At 40.1% G+C, this 16,885-nt stretch carries 17 protein-coding genes and 3 tRNA genes; 12 read left to right on the top strand and 8 right to left on the bottom strand.

The window, feature by feature from the left end:
* Positions 1-617 precede the first annotated feature (617 nt).
* The 5 genes from DBX24_RS06835 to DBX24_RS06815 all read left to right on the top strand — a co-directional run bounded on the left by DBX24_RS06835 (position 618) and on the right by DBX24_RS06815 (position 3,392).
* A complete protein-coding gene (locus DBX24_RS06835) occupies positions 618-1,424 on the top strand; it encodes a DUF4349 domain-containing protein (protein WP_221411189.1) in 807 nt (268 codons plus the stop codon).
* A gap of 75 nt (positions 1,425-1,499) precedes the next feature.
* The gene (gene gcvH, locus DBX24_RS06830; protein ID WP_120489377.1) at positions 1,500-1,877 is read left to right on the top strand and encodes a glycine cleavage system protein GcvH; all 378 of its coding nucleotides are present in this window, start codon (positions 1,500-1,502) and stop codon (positions 1,875-1,877) included.
* Positions 1,870-2,226, top strand: coding sequence for a VanZ family protein (locus DBX24_RS06825; RefSeq protein ID WP_260392799.1), 357 nt, complete (start codon positions 1,870-1,872; stop codon positions 2,224-2,226). The genes gcvH and DBX24_RS06825 overlap by 8 nt, the downstream gene beginning before the upstream one ends.
* Before the next feature lie 15 nt (positions 2,227-2,241).
* On the top strand, positions 2,242-2,949 hold the full coding sequence (locus DBX24_RS06820) for an SMUG2 DNA glycosylase family protein (RefSeq protein ID WP_160224374.1): 708 nt from the start codon (positions 2,242-2,244) through the stop codon (positions 2,947-2,949).
* Complete coding sequence (locus DBX24_RS06815) at positions 2,946-3,392, top strand: Hsp15 family ribosome-associated heat shock protein (RefSeq protein ID WP_120489380.1); 447 nt, start codon at positions 2,946-2,948, stop codon at positions 3,390-3,392. The genes DBX24_RS06820 and DBX24_RS06815 overlap by 4 nt, the downstream gene beginning before the upstream one ends.
* Here DBX24_RS06815 and DBX24_RS06810 read toward each other — a convergent pair.
* Positions 3,373-3,885, bottom strand: a complete 513-nt coding sequence (locus tag DBX24_RS06810) for a shikimate kinase (RefSeq protein WP_160224373.1) — start codon at positions 3,883-3,885, stop codon at positions 3,373-3,375. The two genes, DBX24_RS06815 and DBX24_RS06810, sit on opposite strands and share 20 nt — an antisense overlap.
* A gap of 106 nt (positions 3,886-3,991) precedes the next feature.
* Here DBX24_RS06810 and DBX24_RS06805 point away from each other — a divergent pair.
* From DBX24_RS06805 to DBX24_RS06795, 3 genes are all read left to right on the top strand, one after another.
* Positions 3,992-4,064, top strand: a tRNA-Lys gene (locus DBX24_RS06805).
* Positions 4,065-4,096: 32 nt separating this feature from the next.
* Positions 4,097-4,180: transfer RNA gene (locus DBX24_RS06800), tRNA-Leu, on the top strand.
* A gap of 12 nt (positions 4,181-4,192) precedes the next feature.
* A tRNA-Lys gene (locus DBX24_RS06795) sits at positions 4,193-4,265 on the top strand.
* Between the two features lie 102 nt (positions 4,266-4,367).
* Here the strand turns inward: DBX24_RS06795 and DBX24_RS06790 are convergent.
* Together DBX24_RS06790 and DBX24_RS06785 are read right to left on the bottom strand one after the other, a co-directional pair.
* The gene (locus DBX24_RS06790; RefSeq protein ID WP_260392798.1) at positions 4,368-5,198 is read right to left on the bottom strand and encodes a class I SAM-dependent methyltransferase; all 831 of its coding nucleotides are present in this window, start codon (positions 5,196-5,198) and stop codon (positions 4,368-4,370) included.
* A gap of 110 nt (positions 5,199-5,308) precedes the next feature.
* The gene (locus DBX24_RS06785) at positions 5,309-7,822 is read right to left on the bottom strand and encodes a TonB-dependent receptor (RefSeq protein WP_160224372.1); all 2,514 of its coding nucleotides are present in this window, start codon (positions 7,820-7,822) and stop codon (positions 5,309-5,311) included.
* 117 nt (positions 7,823-7,939) lie between these two features.
* Between DBX24_RS06785 and DBX24_RS06780 the strand changes: the two genes are divergently transcribed.
* The 3 genes from DBX24_RS06780 (at position 7,940) to DBX24_RS09510 (ending at position 9,231) form a co-directional block, all read left to right on the top strand.
* Entirely contained in the window at positions 7,940-8,491 is a 552-nt protein-coding gene (locus DBX24_RS06780) for a serine acetyltransferase (RefSeq protein WP_160224371.1), read from the top strand.
* A 150-nt stretch (positions 8,492-8,641) separates the two neighbouring features.
* Positions 8,642-8,908 (top strand): hypothetical protein, encoded by a 267-nt coding sequence (locus DBX24_RS09515; protein ID WP_309568987.1) that lies wholly within the window; start codon positions 8,642-8,644, stop codon positions 8,906-8,908.
* 5 nt (positions 8,909-8,913) lie between these two features.
* Positions 8,914-9,231, top strand: coding sequence for a Uma2 family endonuclease (locus tag DBX24_RS09510; protein ID WP_245957200.1), 318 nt, complete (start codon positions 8,914-8,916; stop codon positions 9,229-9,231).
* A 219-nt stretch (positions 9,232-9,450) separates the two neighbouring features.
* Here the strand turns inward: DBX24_RS09510 and pth are convergent, their stop codons facing one another.
* The 5 genes from pth to DBX24_RS06750 all read right to left on the bottom strand — a co-directional run bounded on the left by pth (position 9,451) and on the right by DBX24_RS06750 (position 15,728).
* Positions 9,451-10,014 carry an aminoacyl-tRNA hydrolase gene (gene pth, locus DBX24_RS06770; protein WP_120489384.1) on the bottom strand — a complete coding sequence of 188 codons (564 nt, stop codon included), beginning with the start codon at positions 10,012-10,014 and terminating at the stop codon, positions 9,451-9,453.
* A gap of 59 nt (positions 10,015-10,073) precedes the next feature.
* Positions 10,074-10,733, bottom strand: coding sequence for an HAD family hydrolase (locus tag DBX24_RS06765; protein WP_160224370.1), 660 nt, complete (start codon positions 10,731-10,733; stop codon positions 10,074-10,076).
* Positions 10,734-10,753: 20 nt separating this feature from the next.
* Complete coding sequence (locus DBX24_RS06760) at positions 10,754-11,380, bottom strand: trimeric intracellular cation channel family protein (RefSeq protein ID WP_120489385.1); 627 nt, start codon at positions 11,378-11,380, stop codon at positions 10,754-10,756.
* Between the two features lie 85 nt (positions 11,381-11,465).
* Positions 11,466-14,516: an AAA family ATPase gene (locus DBX24_RS06755; RefSeq protein WP_160224369.1), complete on the bottom strand. Its 3,051-nt coding sequence runs from the start codon at positions 14,514-14,516 to the stop codon at positions 11,466-11,468.
* On the bottom strand, positions 14,517-15,728 hold the full coding sequence (locus tag DBX24_RS06750; RefSeq protein ID WP_160224368.1) for a metallophosphoesterase family protein: 1,212 nt from the start codon (positions 15,726-15,728) through the stop codon (positions 14,517-14,519).
* Positions 15,729-15,861: 133 nt separating this feature from the next.
* On the opposite strand from DBX24_RS06750, the gene DBX24_RS06745 reads away from it, so the two are divergent.
* Positions 15,862-16,878 carry a glutaminyl-peptide cyclotransferase gene (locus DBX24_RS06745; RefSeq protein WP_120489388.1) on the top strand — a complete coding sequence of 339 codons (1,017 nt, stop codon included), beginning with the start codon at positions 15,862-15,864 and terminating at the stop codon, positions 16,876-16,878.
* The last annotated feature ends 7 nt before the right edge of the window (positions 16,879-16,885 follow it).

The following is a 16,885-nucleotide window of genomic DNA, read 5'->3' as shown; positions in this document are numbered from 1 at the left end:
AAATCACATAAACAACTCATTATTAGATACTTAATTAAAATAAAGAACATTTACAGAGGTAAATAGGGGTATATATTCTTTTGTTTAATGGTCGTTTAATTATTATTTTGGTATAATAGGGGGTAAGATTTTAATACTTTTTTTTGCTAAAAACTACCCCCCATAGTTGCCCCCATTACTTCCCCCAATGTCAAAAAACATGCTTTTTTTATCATTTGTGGGTAGTGGTATGCGGGTAGTAATAGGGGTAGTTTCCGCCCTCATAAGGTGCTTGCTCTATGCCCAGTCCTATAAACAAAACGCCCTGTTTTTAGGGCTGTGGGGGTGTTTTTAGGGTATAATAGGTAATTATAAAGCCCCAATGGTAATTAGGGCTATTTAATAAGTAATTATCTTTATTTTTAATAGAAGTAAAATGGTAGTAAATGGAAGTTTTTGGACATTTTGTTTTTCCTCGTTTTTCGGGCTTTTTTTGGGTTTACTCCTTTATTTATAGGCTTTTTCGGGCTTTTTTATTTACTATTCTTTTTAGACATTTTGTTTTACCCCCTATAGGTATTTTAGCTTTTGTGCTGTCTTGTGCTAAGCACGAGGGTGGCTACACCGACGAAGCAGTGATGAATAGTATAAATACAGAAGAAATAGAAACCGAAGATGTTTCTTATGCTGCTACTCAGAACCTGCCCGATAGAAAATTCGTAAAAACCGCAATGGTAGATATGGAGGTAAAAGATGTATACGAAACTACCGTAGCAATAGAAAATGAACTGAAAAAAATCGGTGGGTTTATTACCAATAGCAGTATTGAGAGCGAGATTATCTCCGATAAAACCTATAATACCTCTAACGAAGATGCAGTGCTTATCAGGAAATATCAGACTTATAACCGAATGACGGTACGCGTGCCCAGCCAGCTCCTCGGTGAGTTTCTACACACCATCAACCAGAACAAACTCTTCCTCAATTCCCAAATCATCAATGCTGAAGATGTAACCAACAATGCCAAAATAGCCGAAATACAAAGGCAAAACAATCAGAAGGCAGCACAAATGATAGACAAAATGAAAAACAGTGGGAAAAAAGTAGAGCTCACAAAACAAAATCTGGACGATGATGCCCAACAGCAAATCTCCCAAATAACACTAAACGATGATTTGAAGTACAGCGAAGTGTCAATCAACCTAAAAGAACCTAAAATACGGATTGCGGAAATCCCTGTAACCAATACTCAGCATATAGAAAGTAAATATCAGGTAAATTTCTGGTATGATGCTCAAGATTCTGTAATCTCTGGCTTCTACTTCTTCCAAAAGGTATGCATTGGGCTGCTATACATTTGGCCTTTATTCATTATTCTGGCAATTATTTTCTATTTCGTTAGAAGAAAAAGGATTTTGGCTTCTAAAAAGAAATCTGAAAATTAATTTCTTATCAATAATTGAATTTTATTTGTGAGGTATAAGGATTTCATTTAAATTTGACGAGCAAAAATCAATGAAATGAATACACCATCAGAATTAAAGTACACAAAAGACCACGAATGGATTAAAATTGAAGGGAATGTAGCAACAGTAGGGATTACCGACTTTGCACAGAGCGAGCTTGGCGACATCGTATATATAGATGTAGATACCCTCGATGAAGAACTCTCCGCAAATGAAGTATTCGGTAGCGTAGAAGCAGTAAAAACCGTATCTGACCTATTCCTACCCGTGTCTGGAAAGGTAATCGAGGTAAATGAAGCCCTAGAAGATGAGCCGGAATTAGTGAATAGCGACCCTTATGGAAAAGGCTGGATTATTAAATTAGAAGTAGCCGAAGGTACAGACCTCTCCCAGCTCCTCTCCGCAGAACAATACCTTGAAGTTATTGGATAAGATTAATAACATACTCAGTAAGACTTTGCCCATTTATTGGGCATTTCTTACTTATATGCTCCTCCGCCCAGCTAAGCAAATCCCCCACAGCCTTTTTGTATTCCACGGTGTGGATAAAGTGCTCCACTTTCTTATTTTTACATTGCTGGGCTTCCTCTTTCGGCTAAGATTCCCTCAGCAATCTTTCATCAAATTTATCCTGATACTCTTTTCCTATGCCTTGATTACAGAAATCCTTCAAGGGATAATGAACCTCGGGCGCTCTATGGAAGCATTAGACCTGCTGATGAATACTTTGGGGATAATCTCAGGGTTCTTCGGTGTAAGGCTGATGGATAAGCATCAATAGGATAAATAATGCTCTATGGATAAGGATAAAAATACATTTGCAAAAAAAGTAGTTCGCTTTAATGAAAACCTCCATTATGCTGGGGAACTCCCCAAAGGATTTGATGTATTAAACCCCTATACAGACAACCCCGAAACCCTAAAAGTAATGGCGGAATTCTATAAGAAATACTACGATGACCACAATGCGCGGAGGTTTATTATCGGGATAAACCCCAGCAGACACGGTGCAGGAGTTACAGGAGTGCCTTTTACCGATACCAAACGCTTGAAATCCGATTGCGGGATAGAGATGAAATCTGCCCATACACACGAGGTGTCCTCCGTTTATGTGTATGATATGATTAATCAATACGGTGGCACGAAGAATTTCTACCGAGATTTTTATATCAACTCTCCGTTTCCGCTGGCAATCGTCCGTAAGACAAAAGACGGTAAATGGCTTAATGCAAACTATTATGATGACAATGAGCTATTCGCTATGGTAAAAGATTTTATGATTGAATCTTTAAAGAAACATATCAGCCTGGGATTGGATACTGACGAAGTTTTCATACTCGGGAAAAAGAATGCAGACTTCATAAAAAAGCTAAACAAAGAAGCACATTTATTTGATAAAATGACCGTTTTGGAGCATCCAAGGTATATTCAGCAATATAAATCCAAAGAAAAACAACTGTATATTGACAAGTATTTAATGGCATTTAATAACGAAGAAAAATGAGAATAGATAAATTCCTTTGGAGCGTAAGAATCTATAAAACCAGAAGTATAGCTGCAGATGAAATTAAAAAGAACAGGGTAAGCCTCGGGAGCCAGCCCGCTAAAGCCTCAAAAGAGATAAAAGTAGGGGATGTTATCAGCATTAAGAAAAATCAGATTGAACTAAAAATTAAAGTTCTCCAACTTCCCAAAAGCCGATTAGGAGCAAAGCTGGTACCCGATTATATCTCTGACCAAACCGATAAAGAGCAATACGAAATCCTTAAAATGAAACGGATGCAACAAAACTACTACCGAGCAAAAGGAGAAGGAAGACCTACAAAAAAGGATAGAAGAGATATCGGTGAGTTTCTTGAAAATACAGAGTCTGTTTCTATCTTAAATACCGATTGGGATGATTTCTTTAATTCCTTAGACGATGATACTACCGAAGAAGATGAATAATCTCCTCTGAAACCTCATCTACGCTTTTATTATCGGTATCTACTGTATATTTCGCTTGATTGTAATAAGGCGTTCTCTCAAAAAGATGCTTTGCAATAAACTCTGAAAGGTCTTCGTCTTTTATTCTAGCGATTAATACCCGTTTGGATTTATTACGCAGCAGTCTCCTAAAAAGGCTTCCCACACTTGCCCTTAGAAACACGGATTCTGACTGAGAATTAATCATCTCCATATTATTATAATAAACAGGAGTGCCTCCCCCAAGGCTCAGTATAAGGTCGCTCTCGGTTTTAAGTACATCTTCCAGAACTTCTCGCTCTGCTTTTCGGAAGAAAAGCTCACCTTTTTTTTCAAATATTTCCGTTATCGGCATCTTATATCGAGATACAATTTCTTTATCGAGGTCAATAAGTTTAAAATTGAGTTTTTTACTTAATATTTTGGATATATGCGATTTGCCACTTCCCATATATCCCACGAGAGAAATTATCATAATTTTATTTTTGACAAAAGTGGAAAAAAATTTTGAGGTTTTAAAAAAAACTGTATATTTGCACCACTTTTAACGGAGATAAGTAAATATCTTTATTAAAGTGGCAGACCTGGTAGCTCAGCTGGTAGAGCAATACACTTTTAATGTATGGGTCCTGGGTTCGAATCCCAGCCAGGTCACAAGAAAGGAATTTTGTTCATTTGACATATTAGCCTGTGTGGTGAAATTGGTAGACACGCCATCTTGAGGGGGTGGTATCCTTTCGGATGTGCTGGTTCGAGTCCAGTCGCAGGCACTATTTAAGACCGACCTGGTAGCTCAGCTGGTAGAGCAATACACTTTTAATGTATGGGTCCTGGGTTCGAATCCCAGCCAGGTCACAAGTTTGCTGAAAGTAAATTTTTTCATATTAATATTTTGTGATTTGGTGTTTTAAGAGCTCTCATTTTGAGAGCTCTTAATTCTTTTATATACCTCAGCACTTATGAAATTCTCAATCTAATAATCCTTTGATTAAATTTTCTATAAAACAAAGGTATCTTATAAAGCATTCGGAAAATAAACGGAAAGCGCTTCTGGTCATAATCACTCATATAATACTCTTTCTCTAAATGAATTTTTGGGTTCCACTTCTCCATTTCCCGAGTAAATAGCTCGCTCCATTTAAATTCTGGTACATTGCCATCTCCTACTTTGCTTACAGTATCGTGGTGCTTAGCCTGCTTCACGAATACATAAGCAAGTATATCAAGCAATACAGTAGCTTCTTCAAATTCCTGGCAAACCTTTTGGAAAAATGCTTCCACTTCATTTTTTGGAAAATACATCAGTACGCCTTCTAATATAATAAGTACAGGCTTTTGATGCGCTTTTACGATATCTATCCATCGATAATCAAATAAAGACATAGCCAAGAAAGTATGATGAGCACTTTCATTAAAAAATCGCTTGCGAAGTTCTATTGATTCTGGGACATCCAGCTCATACCAATGGGTAACCTCAGGCGCTCCCAAGCGTTCATAACGGGCATCAAGCCCTGCTCCAAGCTGTATAACCACTGCATCAGGGTTCTTTTTGATAAATTCATTCGCTTCTTTATCTATTAAACTAGCCCTTATACATACGCCTACCTGAGACATTACCGACTTTTTAAACTTCGTAAAATCGTAATCTACCTGCTCCAAAATCTCCACTGCTTTTTCATCTTTTAGCAATGGATTGGGGCGTTTGATTTCTTCGGCTTTTGCCCAAAGGGTGATGAGCATTGTTTCTGGAATTTGTCCAAGATTTTGTGTTGATTGTAATACTGACATTTTTAAAAATTTTTAAGTCTAACAAAGTTATTCATAATCATAAGGAAAACCACTATCTTAAAACAAAAAGGGAGTAGATTTATAATCCACGCCCTTTTTAATAAAGCATATTAGAATGTAAAGTTCATCCCCGCTACAAAATTGCGCCCTACACCTGGTATAAATGATGCGATATTCTCATTTGTAGGTTTAGGTGCTCCTGGAGGAACAGGAAGCGGTGGCGTAGGAACAATATCTCTTATCAGATAGCTGGATGCATACACCTTATCTGCAAGGTTATTCCCTTGAACAAAGACCGTCCATTTATTCCATTTATAGCCTAATTTCGCTCCAATTAATGTATAAGGGTCTTGATAAACCGTATTTCTATGATCGGTTGGAGTTTTAGTCCAAATAGATTCTGCATTTACTTCTGCAAAAACTCCTATCGGATGCTTATAATCCAGAGCTACAAAGCTATAATGCTCTGGAATACCCGCTACTTGCTTGTTTTTATACAAGTCTCCTCCTCCTGCAAAGTAGAAATCACTCCAATTATAATTGACATAAGCCGTAAAGCTATCTCCCTTAGATGAGAAAACATTCTGTACAAAGGTAGATTGCAAGCCTGCCTCTATACCTCTATGGATGGTATTATACGGAGCATTTATCGTCTCTCCTCCTATTCCGATATCGGTAGAAAGCGTAAAGATTTCATCTTTCACCCAAGAATTATAGAAGCTCACATTCCATACGAAAGCCTTACCAAAATCCCCCTTAGTACCTAATTCAAAAGTTGATGCCTTCTGAGCTTTCAAATCTCTTACCTCTATAGAAGTACCACTCGAATTCATATTTGAAGGTCCAAATTTCTTTTGTAGAGGATTAAAACCTCCAGAAATATTCACAATCTCCAAGAATGTAGGCGGCTCATAGCTAAGGCTGAAATTGGAATAAAGCTGTACATTCTCTTTCGGTTTATAGATAGCCCCCACTTTTGGATTAAAGCCAAAATAGTCAAAACTTCCTCCAATATTCTTGGTAGGGTTAGGTACAGGGACATTTACTTGTGTACCATTGGGCTGAAGAACGATAAAAGGTCTCGTTTTAGCAGTGTAGAGATCTTCTATCTTTCTACTGTCCCAGCTTGCTTGCACTGCCACATTAGCGAGAAACTTATCGGTAAATTTATAAGTATCACTAAGGTAGATTACATTGTGGTAAGATTTTAAATTCTCCCGCGCAAAGAGTCCTGCCCTCTCCCCTCCTTTATGAAGGAAGAAAGACTGCCTCATCACCCCATAGCCAAACTGCGCACCCAGTGAAAAATCATTTTTCTCAGATTTATTATCATAATTCACCTTGATGCCATAGTCATTATTGAGGTCTCTCCTCATATTGTAAGGAAGAGGATAGGTAAACTGATCTTCTGCAAACTGGAAGTACAGCATACCAGAGAGGGTATTATTCTTATCTATTTTATAGACAGATTTACTTCCAATGCGGGCAATTTTCGCACTTCTATTGGGGTGGTCTCTTTTCACATTAGGACCAGCAGCATAGTGTGGAGGTTTTACCACAGGTGCTCCCCCAATCTGCTTCCTATCGGTTTCCATCTGATACCTCGTGAGCGGACCAGGAATATCAAAGTATAAATCCGTAAACGATGCATACAATCTCGATTCAAAATTCTCCGAGAATCTTCGCCCCATATTGAGCAAAGCATTAAATCTTCTGGAAGCATTGTGCTCCCTAAATCCATTGCTATGATTATAAGAAACCGATGCGAAAACATCATTCTTTCCTTTTACAAATCCTGATGAAGCTGCTACATTATAATAATCAAAGCTACCACCTTCTACTTTTAGGCTCAGTGGTGAGGCATTATATCCATTCTTGGTTACGAAATTCATAGCACCGCCCAGTGTAGAGCCTCCATACTCCAAAGCATTTGCTCCTCGGTAGATTTCCACAAGGTTAGATGCCTGAGGCTCCAGCACACCTATAATATAAGCACCATCTGAGAAATTAATCGGGATACCATCTTGTAGGAGAGCTATCCCTCGAGATTGTGGGTTGGACTGGATACCCGAGCCACGAACATTGAGACGAGGCTGGTCATTCCCCCCGAAAAATTCCTGAATCACCACCCCTGGCTGCTTGTGTAAAGCATCTTTCAGTGTTTGCGAGCGCTGAGAACTGAGAGCTTTTAAATCCGCAAGATTCGTTCCCCCAGCGATTTTATCGAGTTTTTTTCTGGAAAGCGATACCGAATTAGAAATTAAGCTCGGATTATCGGTAATTACTACTCCCTCTATAAGTGTAGCATTTCGGTGGAGCACTACATCTGCATAGGTTACGCGGTTCTCATTATTTTGAAGTGCAACTTCGGTGGAGAGGCTCTCGTAGCCGTCTTTGCTAATCACAATTACGGGTGTTGCATTCGCAGGCAGATTAAGGAAATAATTCCCCTTTTCATCGGTGATTACCTGCGTCTGCGGATCGTCTTTCATATAGAGTTTTACATTTGACAATGGGTTTCCATTTTCATCTAAAACCCTCCCTTTCAATTTGCTACTTTGAGCAAAAGCTAAGCTACCCAAAGTGGTAGCCAGCACACATAATGATAGTTTAGTTAAATTCATAAGCATTTATTTTTATCCGTTACAAATTAAGATATAATATTTAAGTCTCACAAGTATTTTTTTTGATTTCATCACTGCCCACCTTTGGCTCATAAATAATACTTACCTTTGCTCGCGATGAACCACTCCACCCTACAAAAAGATTTTTACAGAGAAAGCGGCAAGTGGCTTTCCTTATTTCAGATGCTAAAAAAGTGTATCAACCCCAATCTACACTTTATTTTTGTCCTTAGAATGTGCCAAAAACACTCCCGAAAGCCCTTTCTCGGGCTAATGTGGAGATATCTACTGAGAAAATATCAAATAAAATACGGCTTCCAAATTTACCCTGAGACGGAGATTGGTGCGGGGCTTTATCTCGGGCATTGGGGGGCGCTGGTCATCAACCCAAAAGTAAAAATTGGGAAGAACTGCAACATAGCCCAAGGCGTAACCATAGGTCAGCAAAATCGAGGAAAAAACGAAGGATTCCCCACCATAGGAAACGAAGTCTGGATAGGCACCAATGCCGTTATCGTAGGCAATATCACGATTGGCGATAATGTCCTCATCGCGCCCAATTCTTTTATCAACTTCGATGTGCCGAGCAATGCCATAGTAATGGGAAACCCTGCAAGTATCTCCCCAAAAGAAAACGCTACCGAAGGCTATATTAATCATAAAATATAGCCCTTATTTAGCTCAATTTTTTTAATCAAGCGGTCTCTAAACAGGAGCGTTCAGAAAGCATTTCGTATCTAAAATAATGAATATATTTGCATTGCATCTGGAGATATTCCGAAGCAAAACCCTAAGTTGAACCCTTAAAAACCCTAAAAAATGGCTGAAGTATTAAAATTTGAAGACCTGGACCTCAACGGCTCTTATACCTATGCCGATTATTTATTGTGGAAGTTTGAAGATCGAGTGGAGCTTATTAAAGGGAAAGTTTTCAGAATGGAGGAAACTCCTCCAAGAAGAACACAATCAGTATATAGAAACTTAGTCTATTTTTTAGGAAATTATTTTTGGAAAAAGACCTGTGAATTTTATCCCCCCCCTTTGATGTTCGTCTTACCACAAAGGACAAGGGAGATAATCAAGTAACCACCGTGGTTCAGCCTGATTTATGTGTGGTCTGCGACCCAGAAAAATTGGACGATAGAGGCTGCGTTGGCGCACCAGATTTTATTATAGAAATCCTCTCGCCAGGCAATTCTACGAAGGAAATGAGAATTAAATACGACCTCTACGAAGAGAGTGGCGTGCGAGAATATTGGATTGTAAAGCCCGCCTATGAGGAAATTGCTCAATATGTCCTTGAAGACGGAAAATACACCCTAAAAAACACCTTCGTAGGAATAGAACAAGAGATTTCTCCCTACATTTTCCCTGATTTAAAAATTATTTGGGCAGATATTTTTGCGTAATAGAAATCCAAGTCTCTTTTTCCTCTTTCTCCTAAATCTCCCCCCTCCAAAATAAAAAATTATCCCAAACCCGTTTTCTTGGGGCTGTCCAATTTTCGGACAGCGTCAAGACAACGGGTTTGGCGTTTTCCAATGATTTATTAGCAATAATCCAATGGTTTTATTGAGAATTTAATAATTTAAACCCATAAGAGTAAGGGCTCAAGGGGAGTGTATCGGTTATTTGTTGTTAAACGCATTCATCGTATTGATGAGCCCTGCAAAGACGAAGGAGAGGGCAGCATTAGCAAAAACCTCTATTCTCTCGGGGAGGAGGGCGCTTTCCTCGGGGCCCCACTCTCCGATGACATAATCCACCTGCCTGCCTCGCTCGAAATCTGAGGAAATCCCAAACCTGAGCCTTGCGTAGGCTTGAGTTCTGAGGAGGTCTTGGATGTTTTTTAGCCCATTATGCCCCGCATCCGAGCCTTTGCCCTTAAGCCTTAGGGTGCCGAAGGGCAGGGCAAGGTCATCGGTGATAACGAGGAGGTTTTCAAGGGGGATGTTTTCTTTTTGCATCCAGTATTTGAGGGCATTCCCCGAGAGATTTACATAGGTATCGGGTTTGAGGAGGAGGACTTTCCTGCCTTTGTATTTGCCTTCGGCGAGCCAGCCATAGCTGGTGCTATTAAATTTCGCTTCTATTTTCTCGGCGATCTTTTCCACGATTTTAAAACCGATATTATGCCTTGTGTTTTCGTACTTCTCGCCTTTATTTCCGATGCCAAGAATGAGGTATTTCATAAGTTTTAGTAAAGAATTTTAATACGATTTTGATGAATAAAAAGCCTGATGAATTAAGGCTAAAAATACGCTTGGATGCGCTCTGCTTTGAGGTCATCGAAGGTAGAGACCACGATATTTGCCAAGTCATAATTCTGATTTTTGGAGTTCTCACTACGATAGGCGGCGCAGAAAATATTCGCCCTATGGGCAGCGAGGATGCCGTTGGTGGAGTCTTCAATCACCATACATTCGCTTTTGGAAGCGCCAGAAAGCTCGGCAGCGAGGTTAAAAACCTCAGGATGGGGTTTGGATTCTTTGAGCTCGGCACCGCTGACTTTTGCTTTGAAGAAATGCCCGATATTAAAGCGCTCGAACACCCAGTTGATGGTATTCATCGTGGCGGAAGACGCCAAAACCATCGTGATACCGTGCGCCCTGTAATTTTCAAAAAGGGAATAGACACCTGGCAGAAGCTGAAATTCGGAATCGTGGTCAAAGAGGTATTTAAAGTACTTTCTCTTGATTTCCGAAATCTCTTCAACGGATTGGGAGAGGCTAAATTTTTGGATTAAAAGCTCGCAAACTTTCTTGGTAGAATTTCCTGTAAAGGAGGAATAAAGCGCATCGGAGACCTCGATATTTAAATCTTCAAAGGTCTTAAAATAGGCTTTTTTGTGGAGAGGCTCGGTATCTACGATCACGCCATCCATATCAAATAAAACAGCTTTTAGAGGCATATTTAGTTCTTTATTATCTATTATCTTTCATTTTTTGGGAGGTAGAATTTCGGGATTTCCCATTCGTATTTCACAGCGAGAATCCTTATCGCCACGATGAGGAAGATGGTGAAAAGATGGATAGGCACATAGGGAAAGGAGGTGTATTCTTTCAGGAAAAGAAACATAGAACCACCAACGATACACGCCGTAGCATAGATTTCTTTACGGAAAACGAGGGGGATTCGGTTGAGCAAAATATCCCGAAGGATACCTCCGAAGCAGCCCGTAATCGTCCCCAAAGTGATACAGATTATAGGATCTAAGTGTGCATTAAGCCCTTTTTGTATCCCTACGATGGTGTAGAGCCCCAGCCCGAAGCTATCAAATACGAAGAGAGTAACCTTAAAATCGGTCTCCACAGATTTAAAAATCATTGAAAGAAGGGTAACCGCAAGAATCATATAGAGGTACCAGAGGTCATTCAACCAAAACGGAGGTACATCGATAAGTAAATCCCTTACGGTACCGCCTCCCACCGCCGTAACAAACGCAATGATGAGCACCCCAAAAGGGTCTAATCGCCTTTGCATAGCGGCAAAACTACCCGACATAACGAAGGAAATCATCCCTAAAAATTCAATGATGAAATTAAACTGTTCGTACATATTTGAAACTTATATTTAGCCAATAGGTTTTGCAAAAGTATCTTATTTAGGCTTAAGTCCGAAATGCAAAGCTGCTTTTCTCTGCTTAGATGATTTTGATAAGGCTGCCCCTCTCCTCATCTTTGGTAATGGAGAGGCTGAGGGGGATTCTCTCTTTCAGCTCCTCGATATGGGAGATAATGCCTACAATCCTGTTTTCTTTTTGGAGATTCATTAGGGTTTCAAAAATGATATTGATGGATTCCGAGTCTTGAGTACCGAAACCTTCGTCTATAAAGAAGAAGTTTTTCTCTGCCTTTGCTTCGGTTTGTACCGACTCTGCGAGGGCAAGCGCCAAACTGAGAGAACACTGGAAAGCCTGCCCTCCTGAAAGGGTTTTCACACTTCGGCTCCTGCCTTCATTGAGGTAATCTATAATTTCAAAATCATTATTCTCATTGAGCTGAATGCTTAGCTGCCCTCGCGTCATTCTATGGAAGCGGGTATTGGCGTGGTGGCAAAGCTGCCTTAGGAAAATGGACGAAACATATTCTACGAAACCTGCCCCCTTAAAGAGTTTGAGCATTATACTGAGGTTTTCTGCCCTTTTCTGGATTTTATCGTGCTCGGCTATGAGGTTCTTTTTTTCAGCGAAGAGTTTTTCCAGCCTTTCTATTTCCGCTTCTATTTTGGTTAAAATTGACTGCTTGGTATCCTTTTCCTTTTGCTTTTCTAAAAACTGCTCTTCGGCAGAGACAAACTGCTCCTCGTTAAAAGCAACTCCTTTGAACTTCAATTCCAATTCCTCAATAGCGTTTTTTAATATTTTAAAATCTACCCTAAAACTTTCTACCTCTTTCCTAATTTCCACTACATTGATATTCTGCGCGAGGATTTTTTCTACCTCTTGCTGAGACTGCATCTTGTGCTCCTGCATCGTTTTTCTAAACAAATCAGTATGGGTAGTGAGTGATTTATTTAATTCTGACAAGCGATTTTCTAAATCATTGAGGCGGGTGCTTTGCTCGGCAAGTTGGATGGACAAAGTACTAAGCTGCTCGGTAAGAATTTGATATTTTTCCTCTACGCCCTTGTTCTGCTGGGCGATTTGTTTGAGTTTTTGCTCTACATCGCTGGGATTTTCATTTTCAAACGAATCAAAACTCAGTTGCTTTAATGATTTTTCTAATGATAAAATCTCTCCTTTCTTTTCCGATGCTTCGGAGGTGATTTTTTCTAAGCCTTTCCTGTACTTCCCTAGATTTTCAGTTTCCTGCTCTTGGGATTTTTGAATTTCTAATTTTTGAGACTCTAATTTTTCTATTTGCTTTTCTACCTCAAAGTTCTGCTGCTTTTTCTGCTGAAAGCCCTCAAAATCATCTGCACTGAAACCCTCCCAAATAAAAAGACGATGATGAGCCGAGATTTGCAAATCTATCTCTTTTAGCTCGGTATCTTCCTTTTGGAATTGCTCTTCCAAAGACTGTCGCTTGCCCAAACTGTTTTCCCAATCTTTCTCCTGAGAGAGTAAGGTTTTCAGCTGTCGTTCTATGCTTTCCCATTCTTTTTCTACACCTGAAAGAGCCTCGCTTACATCTTCAAAATGGGTGATATTGGGGTGCTCCTTAGAACCACAAAGCGGGCAAGACTCACCTAAATGCAAAGCCGTTGTGAATCGTGAGAGCTCTCTCTGCACTTCCAGCTGACCTCTCTTTTTAGAAAGCTCAGCTTTTTGTTTCTCCAATCGCTCGATTTCTATGGAAAGTTTTGCCTTAAAATCTCCACCATCTCCCTCTGAAAATAGAGGAATATTCTTCATCTCTTCATCAATACGGTTGAGCTGATTTTGTATTTCTTTTATCCTGTCTTCCTGCTTTTGTTTTCTCTCGGTAAGGTTGATTTTTTTATCAAACCACTGGCTCAGGTTGCTGATAAGCTGGTGATCTATTTTAAGCGCTTTTTGTTCTGATATTTTCTTATCTAATGCCTCTATTTCTCTCTTTTTTTCTTCTAAAATCTGCTCTGTTTTTTCTATTTCTTTATTCCCTTTTTGTATTCTTTGGTTAAGGATATCAAAGCTATGGGAAAGGTGTAATATTTGGAGAATATTGACTAAATCCTGCTCCTCTTCTTTTGTTTTGCTGAGATTTTCATACAGGGGAAGGAGGCTGCTCAGCTCATTTTTTAGTTTCTGCTCATTCACTTGAGTTTGGCTGAGTTCTATTTTCTGATGGTCCCTCTTTTCCTGTGCTGACTGTAATTCTGTTTTTAATCTTCTCTCATCTGAAAGAAGAGTATAGAATGCTTTATACACCGCCTCGAACTGATCGGCTTGCTGGGCTTTTTGGGTAAATTCTGCTTCTCTTTGGGCGAAGGTATTGAATTTTTTCTTTTTATCTGTAAGCGCTTCCCAATCGGTTTTTAACAGCTTTAGCAGCTGATATTCCTCTGTGATTTTCTCAAAGGCGAGACTGATTTCCTTAAAGGCTTTTTTCTCTGTGGCGAGATGGGTTTTATTTTCATTAATCTGCTCTTCGGTTACCTGCTCAAAACTTTTTAACTGCCCTTCGAGATGATGGAGAATGGTATTATTCCTTTCGTTGAGGAGCTTTGCTTTTTCAGCCAAATCAAATTTTTCAAGGCTGAAAATCTCCTTCATCATTGTAGTTCTATCCTTTGCTCCGAGCTCGATGAACTCCTTAAACTGCCCTTGGGGAATGATAATCGTCCGCTTAAAGTTGGTATAGCTGAGCCCGATAATTTTCTCTGCATTGGTATGGTCTAACGGGAGCCAGTCATTATTTTTCCATTCGTAGAAAGTAGCTGTAGTCTTACTCACCTCTTCGAACCTCTTGGAACTTCGTTTAGATTCTCTTATAATGCGGAACTTTTTTTCCTCGAAGTTTTGAAATTCAAAGCAGATATAGGAAAGATTAGACTTTAAGTTCATCATATTATAGGTGCGCTTATCCCGCTGATTAAGCCTTTCGGTTTCGCCATAAAGCGCAAAGGTAATCGCCTCTAATATGGAGGACTTCCCAGAGCCGACAGCCCCAAAAATACCGAACACCCCCGCCGATGTAAGCTGGGAAAAATCTATCGTCTGCCGCTGCTGATACGAATACAGCCCTTCTATGATTAATTTTAGTGGTAACATTTATTCTGCTGTTAGGATTTCATTAAACAAATCTTTCAGTTCTTGATTAGGGTTTTGCCCCTCCATTTTATATCTGAAATAATCCTCAAAAATCGAGTTTATGCTTTGGTTAAGATTAATTTCTCTCTCCTCTTTTGGGCTCTCTGCCTGCTTTTGCGAGAGCTTTGGGATTAAATAAACAATGCCTTGATGGGTTTGGTAAAGCATTTTCCGTTCTTCAGCTTTTAAAAAGTCTTCGGTTTCCAGAGTGAGCTCTACAAGAGTGTGAGGGTGCTCTCTAAGCCATTCTAAAGCGGCATCTACGCCTTTGAAAGACTTTCTATGCAGTGGCTTTCCGCTGCTGAGGGGGTGCTTTTCAAAGGTAACGGGCTTCGCGGGCTCTGCAGTGATGATGACGGCGTATTTGGCTTGCCCCGCCTCGCTAAAACTGTATGCTATGGGCGAGGATGAATAGACAATCGGGTGCGTTTCTGTGCCGATATTCTTATATCCGTGCAAATGCCCCAGTGCCGTATACTGCACCTGAGGGGGTATGGCATCGGAGAAAATCATATCTGCATTCCCTATCTTTATCGGCTTTTCGCCGTCGGGCTCTTCGAGAATCTCACCCTCTTTCGGATTCATATAAAGGTGAGTAATGAGGAGATTTACGCCTTTATCATCGCAGAATTTATCTGCCAGAGAGCGCCAATTGTCTGCTAAAATTTGGTTGAGCTTATTTTCTTTTTCTTCTTCGAGGTTTTGTTTTAGCCGAATTTCATTCGCATAAGGCGTGTGAAGTATCCGCACGGGATAGTCATATTTCTTGAACTGAATTTCGATAAACCCAGATTCAGATTTTGTAATCCTGAAGTCTCTGAGCTCGAATGGTGGAACCTCGGCGTTGGGCTGACCGATGAGGATGATGCCACACTCCCTCGCGAGAGGGTTCGGAGCATCGATGAGGGAGGGAGAATCGTGGTTGCCGGCAATCGCAACGACGGCACGGCTCCCCTCTTTTGCAAGGCGCTTTAGCGACTTATAGAAAAGGTCTATCGCTGCAGTGCTGGGGTAGAAACTATCAAATAAATCGCCTGCGACAAGCACTAAATCTACCTGCTGCTGCTCGGCGAGGTTGAGGAGCTCGTCCATCACGGCTGTTTGTTCTTCGAGGCGAGAGAATCTGTCTAATTTTTTACCCAAATGCCAGTCTGCCGTATGTAGAATTTTCATACACTTATATTTCTAATGCACAAAAATACTAAAACCCAGAATGTAATGAGCCAAAACAGAAGCGAATAAAACTAAGCCTCTATTGCCAAAAGGGCTAATTGTTGTATTTTTGAGGCAAATTTTAGCAAAGAAAATGAAAAAATCAATCATCATCGGGATATGTGCCTTGGGACTTCTTACTTCCTGCAATAAAGACGAAAAAATCCTCAATACACTCAATGATTTCAACACTTCTATGGAGGAAAAAGGCTACCACTTTGGGGATAAAATTAGCCTACCTGCAGAGGTTTTGGAGGATGCAGAGAGCATCAGTATCAGCTTTGGGGATAAGGAAACCAATACCCTCGCCATTAGCCCAGATTTTTTCTCTCTTGGGGACAATGCGGTAACTTTCATCATCCAAAAGAAAGATGGAGAAAGCCTTTACCAAGACGCTATAATCAATGTTTTCTCAAAGACGGAGGAGAAAAATATAAACTTCAAAATAGAGAAAGAATACAATAAAGAAAAGGTATTTACGCAGGGCTTCCAGATTGAAGGAAACACGATTTACGAGAGCGATGGGCAAAATGGAAGCTCAAAAATATGGAAATATTCGCTCGGAGAGACTACACCCATCGCTTCTACTCCTCAGCCAGATGAAGTATTCTCAGAGGGGGCAACTATCGTTGGCGATAAAGTCTATCAGCTCACTTGGAGGAATAAAATAGGCTTCATTTACGATAAAAACAGCCTAAAACTCCTCTCTCAATTTGATTATCCCAATATCATCGGTGAAGGCTGGGGGCTTACCTACAATGGCAAGGAACTCATCCTCTCCGACGGCTCAAAGAACCTCTATTTCCTCAATCCTGAAAAGCCATCAGAGGTAGTAAGGCAGATTTCAGTAGCGGGAAATAAAGAGATTTATGATAACCTCAACGAACTGGAGTATCACGACGGATTTATCTACGCCAATGTGTGGCAGAAGCCTTTTATCCTGAAAATAAACCCTAAAACTGGGGAAGTAGTAGGGAAATTTAACTTTACCGAACTGGCAAAAAAACATACCACTGGCGATGATGATGTACTGAACGGAATAGCCTTTAAAGACGGCAAAATGTTAGTAACAGGAAAGCTCTGGGATAAAATCTACGAGGTTTCTTTTTAGCTCCCCC

It is taken from the genome of Bergeyella cardium (assembly GCF_009914665.1).
In the GTDB taxonomy this organism is placed as follows: domain Bacteria; phylum Bacteroidota; class Bacteroidia; order Flavobacteriales; family Weeksellaceae; genus Bergeyella_A; species Bergeyella_A cardium.
Note: the sequence above shows the minus strand (reverse complement) of the source record. Positions and strands in the feature narration are given on the sequence as shown.